The organism is Roseomonas rosulenta, assembly GCF_016106005.1.
Taxonomy (GTDB): Bacteria; Pseudomonadota; Alphaproteobacteria; order Acetobacterales; family Acetobacteraceae; genus Neoroseomonas; species Neoroseomonas rosulenta.
Genome location: NZ_JACADR010000305.1, coordinates 1 through 4,951, shown reverse-complemented (window position 1 = coordinate 4,951; position 4,951 = coordinate 1). Strand labels below are relative to the sequence as shown.

Annotated in this window: 5 protein-coding genes; 1 reads left to right on the top strand and 4 read right to left on the bottom strand. The window is 73.1% G+C overall.

The window, feature by feature from the left end:
• Nucleotides 1-93: 93 nt before the first annotated feature.
• Both HW578_RS22780 and galE read right to left on the bottom strand, forming a co-directional pair.
• Nucleotides 94-765 carry a hypothetical protein gene (locus HW578_RS22780; protein ID WP_198373004.1) on the bottom strand — a complete coding sequence of 224 codons (672 nt, stop codon included), beginning with the start codon at nt 763-765 and terminating at the stop codon, nt 94-96.
• 294 nt (nt 766-1,059) lie between these two features.
• On the bottom strand, nt 1,060-2,061 hold the full coding sequence (gene galE / locus HW578_RS22775) for a UDP-glucose 4-epimerase GalE (protein ID WP_369407957.1): 1,002 nt from the start codon (nt 2,059-2,061) through the stop codon (nt 1,060-1,062).
• Between the two features lie 206 nt (nt 2,062-2,267).
• Here galE and mepA point away from each other — a divergent pair, with 206 nt between their 5' ends.
• A complete protein-coding gene (gene mepA / locus HW578_RS22770) occupies nt 2,268-3,113 on the top strand; it encodes a penicillin-insensitive murein endopeptidase (RefSeq protein WP_198373002.1) in 846 nt (281 codons plus the stop codon).
• A 111-nt stretch (nt 3,114-3,224) separates the two neighbouring features.
• On the opposite strand, the gene HW578_RS22765 is transcribed toward mepA, so the two are convergent.
• Together HW578_RS22765 and HW578_RS22760 are read right to left on the bottom strand one after the other, a co-directional pair.
• Entirely contained in the window at nt 3,225-3,812 is a 588-nt protein-coding gene (locus HW578_RS22765; RefSeq protein WP_232479214.1) for a DUF882 domain-containing protein, read from the bottom strand.
• 3 nt (nt 3,813-3,815) lie between these two features.
• Nucleotides 3,816-4,951: L,D-transpeptidase family protein (locus tag HW578_RS22760; protein WP_198373001.1), on the bottom strand; the 1,136-nt coding region annotated here is incomplete at its 5' end.

Sequence of the window (4,951 nt, the reverse complement as noted above, 5' to 3'; positions counted from 1 at the left end):
CTCGCCGAGGGTGGTGCCTCGGGCGGCCGGACGCCGCAGCCCGATCGTGCCGCGCCGCGGCTGGCGCCCATCGGCGCGGAGGCGCCGGCTCCGTCAACCCGGCGGCGCGGGCCGGTGGCCGAGCTCGTCCAGAAGGCGGCGCAGCTCCTCGCGTCGCGGCCCGGGCTCGTCCACCAGCGCGGCGGGGTCGCCCTCGCGCGCCAGGCGGGCGATCCGCGCCAGCGCCCTCATGCGCTGCTGCCGGCTGCGCTTGAAGGTGGGAGGCGCCCAGGTGAGGAAGATGCGCCGCAACTCGCCGGCGCCGAACAGGGCATTGAGCTCGTCCGCCGTTACGTAGACCAGGAACAGCACCAGGATCCAGATCTGCACGGCGAGGAAGCGGTCCCAGGAGAAACGCGCCTCCAGCTCGTTGAAGGCGACGATGGCGCTGCCGTCGCCGATCCAGGATTCCACCATCGCCTCGAGCAGGCGCATGACCAGAACCACCAGCCAGTAGACGAAGCTCTTGAACAGGATCGGGTAGAGCAGCGGCGCGCCGTCGAAGCGCCGCATCAGGGGCAGCGCATTGGCCAGCAGCACCGACTTGCCCACCACCAGCGCGGTTGTCGTGGCGATGGTGAAGCTGAACAGCTGCCGGCCGTAGCTGCCGGTCATCAGGTGGCCGGTGAGCACGATCAGGTTGAAGCCCAGGGCGAAAAAGATCGTGGGCGGGATCATCTCCCGCACCTCGTGCCCGATCACCGCGAGGATTCGCCGGCCGGTCATCGCCACCCCCTGCCCTGGTCGTGCCGGTCAGGCTCTACACGTCCGCCGCGGCATGCGCGAGCGTGTCATGGCGGCGCGCGGGACGGCCGGACGCCGCCCGCCATCCGTGCCAGGCCCCGCACGCTTCGCGGGGAAGGACCGACAGCGGCGGCAGGTGCGAAGAGCCGCCCTTGCCGGGCTTTGGGCGGGCCGGATGTGCGGTGACGTGGGTTCAAGCCATGCGGGCCGTGGCGGCGTCGCGGCGGGCGGGCGCGCAGGCGCCGCCGGTTCCGCACCTCGGCCCCAAGCAGCGCGTCAGGCGCGGCCGCGGTCGCCGTAGCCGTGCGGATGCGCCTCGCGCCAGGCCCAGGCGGTGCGCACGATCTCGTCCAGCGCGCCGTAGCGCGGCGCCCAGCCGGTCTCGGCCCGCAGTCGGTCGGAGGCGGCGACCAGCACCGGCGGATCGCCGGCGCGGCGCGAGCCCATGGCATGCGGCACGCGCCGGCCGCCGACACGCTCCACCGCGGCGATGACCTCGCGCACCGAGGCCCCCTGCCCGCTGCCCACGTTGTAGCGACACGAGCCATGCGTCTCGAGCCGCGCGAGCGCCGCCAGATGCGCCTCCGCGAGGTCGGTGACATGCACGTAGTCGCGGATGCAGGTGCCATCGGGCGTCGGGTAGTCCTCGCCGAACACCGTGAGCGGCGGGCGGCGGCCAAGCGCCGCGTCGATCGCGAGCGGCACCAGATGCGTCTCGGGGTCGTGGTCCTCGCCGGCGCGGCCCAGCGGGTCCGATCCGGCGGCGTTGAAGTAGCGCAGCGCGGCATAGCGCAGCCCGTGGATGCGCGCGCCCCATTCCAGCCCTTCCTCGACCATGCGCTTGCTGTCGCCATAGGGGTTGGACGGCGCGATGCGGCAGTCCTCGTCGATCGGCACGCGGTCGGGGTCGCCGAACAGCGCCGCGGTCGAGGACAGCACGAAGCGCAGACAGCCGGCCTTGATCGCGGCCTCGGCCAGGCGCAGCGAATGCGCGACGTTCTCGGCGATGTAGTGCAGCGGGTCGCGCATCGACGCACCCACGATCGACAGCGCGGCGAAATGCAGCACGGCGTCGAAGCGCCAGGTGGCGAAGACCTCGGCGAGGCGGGCGGTGTCGGCGAGCTCGGCCTCGACCAGGGTCGCGCCGGCTGGCACCGCGGCGCGATGGCCCTGGGTCAGGTTGTCGAGCACCACCACCTCGTGCCCGCGGTCGAGAAGGGCCAGCACCGCATGGCTGCCGACGAAGCCGGCTCCGCCGGTGACAAGGTAACGGGACACGCGGGAACTCCGTGAGGTCAGCAGGGCGGCACGCCGTCGGACGAAACGGAGGCAACGCCCCGCGGGGTGCACTGGGGCGGGCCCCACGGGCCGTCTCCCAGGGTCGGCGGCGCCGGATCTAGCGCGTTTGCCGACCGCGAGGTAGCGGGCCCGGGCTTCGTGCGGCAGGCATGCCGTGGGCGCGGAAAACGCGCTAGCAATGCGGCATGGACAAGGCATTCCTCCGCTGGGTGGCCGCGCTTGTGCTGCTGGCCCTGCCTGCTGCGACGAGGGCGCAGGATATCTCCCGCGCCGAGACCTGGGGCGCGGTCGCAGGCCCCGCAGCGGGGCCCGCGCGCATCATCGGCGGGACCTCGCTGGGGTGCATCGCCGGCGCGGTGCAGCTGCCCGCGGATGGGCCGGGCTGGCAAGCGGTGCGCGTCGGTCGCAACCGGCACTGGGGGCATCCGGCGATGGTCACCTGGGTGCAGGATTTCGCCGCGACGGCACGCGCGCGGGGCTTCCCCGACCTATGGATCGGCGACCTGTCGCAGCCGCGCGGCGGGCCGATGACCTTCGGCCATGCCAGCCACCAGACCGGCATCGACGCCGATATCTGGCTCGATCTGAACCCCAAGCCGCGCAGCAGCCCCGCGCAGCGGGAGAACATCCCGGTCGTATCCCTGGTGCTCCCCGACGAATCGGGCGTGGACCCCCGCGTCTTCACCGATCGGCATGTCGCGCTGATCCGCCTGGCGGCGGAACGGCCGGGGCTCGACCGGCTGCTGGTGAACCACGCGATCAAGCGGGAGTTGTGCCGGCGGCATCGCGGCGAGGCCTGGCTGCGCCGCGTGCGGCCCTGGCGGGGGCATGATTCGCACATGCATATCCGCCTGCCCTGCCCGGGCGGCCAGGCGGAATGCCGCGACATCGGCCCGCCACCGGCCGGCGATGGCTGCGATGCGAGCCTCGACTGGTGGCTCAGCCCCGAGGCGCGACGGCCGTTGCCACGTCCGCCCGGACCTCCGCCGCGCATGCCGGCGGCCTGCGCGGGGGTGCTGGCGGCGCGGTAGCGCAGCCTGCGGTCGGCGGGAGGGCTGCGCGGCTACCCCGACAGCAAACGAGTTGCCGCCCAGTCGCGCATGTGCGGAGCAGCATCCGGCCGGATGGCGCTCCGGCAGCTGCTACCAGCGCCGCGCCGGCCCGCAATCCAGGTGGACGAAGCCGTCGCGCCGGTACAGGCCGACTCCGCCGATCTGCATGTCGGCGGCCGCGCGCGCGATCCCCATGGATTGGGTGCCCGGCAGGCGGACATCCGCCGCCATGCCCGACATGTGCAGCGACACCCGCGAGACGCGCCGCGACTGCCGGGCCCGCGCGGCGTTCGTCTCCGGCGCGCGGTAGCCGCTGATCACCTCGTAGAACTCATCGGAGCCGACGTGGCGGGCGATGGTGAAGAGCACATCGAACAGCCGCGGGTCCATGGGCGTGGTCTCGTCCATGGAGGGGTCGCGGAACAGCACGTCCAGCCGGCGCAGCGCGTCGCGGTCATAGCGCCCGTCGCGCCAGTAGATGCCCTCGAAGGATTCGCCGGTCTGCACGCGGCGGATGCGGATCGTCCGCGCGCCCGAGGCCACCGCCTGGGCCTGCGCCGTCGCCGGAAGCCCGGCCAGCGCGGCAAGGCCGCCAAGCCCGGCGCGGATCACCTCCCGCCGCTTCGCGACAACGGGATCGCAGCACGGGCATGCAAGCCCGTGGAACATGCGCGCCATGGGTCAGCGGACCGGGGCGCCGCGCGCAGTGCCCCCTTCGGCGGATGCGATGCGTTGCGGCGTGCCGCGTTCCATCGCGCGGGCGTAGTCGGCATCCAGGCCATAGATGTCGGAGCGCATAATAACCTGGCCTCCCTCCACGATGACGGTCGTGTAGTGCAGCCGCACCGGGATCGAGCGCGCGATCGGCGTGCTCACGGTGGCGCGACTGGCCAGGGTGCGGTCCACCCGCGCCCTGTCCCAGCCCGCTGTGCCCGAGAGCGCCTCGGAAAGCAACTCCATGGGCCGCTCGAGCCGGATGCAGCCCGAGGAGAAGGCCCGCTGCCCGCGGCTGAACAGGTGCCGGTCGGGCGTGTCGTGCATGAAGATGTCGTCGCCGTTCGGCATGATGAACTTGATGCGGCCGAGCGCATTGCGGTCGCCGGCATCCTGCCGGACGAAATAGGGGAAGAAGTTGCGGTTGTAGTTGCTGAAGTCGACCGTGGTGGCGTCGACCGGGACGACCTCCCCGTCCACGCGCTGGAACAGGCGGTAGCCGGCGGCCTGCATGCCGGCCGGGTCGCGCCGGAAGCGCGGCAGCAGGTCCTCGCGCGCGTTGCGCTCGGGCGCGCCCCAGGGCGGGTTGAACTGCACCGCGGTCATGCGGACGTTGAGCATCGGGGTCTGGCGGTCGCGCCGGCCCACGATCACCGCCATGTCCTGCACCACGCGGCTGCCTTCCAGCAGGTGCAGCCGGTAATGCGGGATGTTCACCTCGATGCGGCGCTCGGTGGGCTGTGCCGGCTGGGCGCGGCGCATATCGAGGGCGACGCGCAGCTGGTTGATCTTCGCCTCGACCGGGGTGTTCAGCACCTCCCAGGTGATGGCGCCGACGCGGCCGTCGGCCTCGAGCCCCTCGGCGGCCTGGAAGGCGCGCACGGCGGCGAGCAGGCGTTCGTCATAGACCGGGCTGGTGGCGGCGGCGCCCTCGACCAGGGCAGGGTCGATGGTCGCGAGGCGCGCGCGCAGCTGCGGCACCCGGCTGGCGTCCGTGCTGCCGGGCTCGAGCGTGCGGCGCGTGTCGCCGGTGATGCGCGGCCAGCCGCCGGCTGCCGCGATGGCGCGATGGCGGGCGAGTTCCGCCTTGAGCGCGCGCGCCT